1 protein-coding gene and 1 pseudogene are annotated in these 602 nt (G+C 61.3%); both read left to right on the forward strand.

Features of this window, described 5'->3' with window-relative positions; translation table 11 throughout:
* A pseudogene (locus tag ACQY6C_RS14895) lies at positions 1-307 on the forward strand (argininosuccinate synthase); the annotation flags it as partial.
* Positions 308-386: 79 nt separating this feature from the next.
* A partial coding sequence (locus ACQY6C_RS14900) for an NUDIX domain-containing protein (RefSeq protein WP_427970072.1) occupies positions 387-602 on the forward strand: 216 nt, incomplete at its 3' end.

Here is a 602-nt window from a genome sequence, read left to right on the forward strand (position 1 = left end):
CGACTCGCTGGTGTCGCGCTACGCCAGCATGGTCTACAACGGCTTCTGGTTCGCTCCCGAGCGCCTCTCCCTGCAGGCGCTGATTGACCAGACCCAGCAGACCGTCAACGGCAAGGCCCGCATCAAGCTGTACAAGGGCCACTGCCGCGTGGTCGGCCGCGACTCGGCCACCGACAGCCTGTTCAACGTCGACTTCGCCACCTTCGAAGCGGACGAGGTCTACAACCAGGCCGACGCCGAAGGCTTCATCAAGCTCAACGCCCTGCGCCTGCGCATCGCGGCGATGCAGAGGGAAGCAAAAAAATAGGAAGCGCATGACGCGAGGCGCGAAGCGGGAAGAAGCTTTATCGCACTTCTCAATTCGCGCTTAGCACTTCTGGGGTTACATGGACTTCCACAAACAGTCGATCAAGACCAGCGTCGTCGCCTGCATCATCGACGACAGTGAGCGCGTGCTGCTCACCCGCCGAGGCATCGAGCCGTTTCACGGTCAGTGGGTGATGCCGGGCGGCAAGATCGACAAGGGTGAGACGATTGTTGAGGCCCTGCACCGGGAAGTCCGCGAAGAGGTCGGTCTCGAGATTCATGTCGAAGGCCTGATC

The sequence above is a fragment of the Altererythrobacter sp. genome (assembly GCF_050299635.1).
Taxonomy (GTDB): Bacteria; Pseudomonadota; Alphaproteobacteria; order Sphingomonadales; family Sphingomonadaceae; genus Erythrobacter.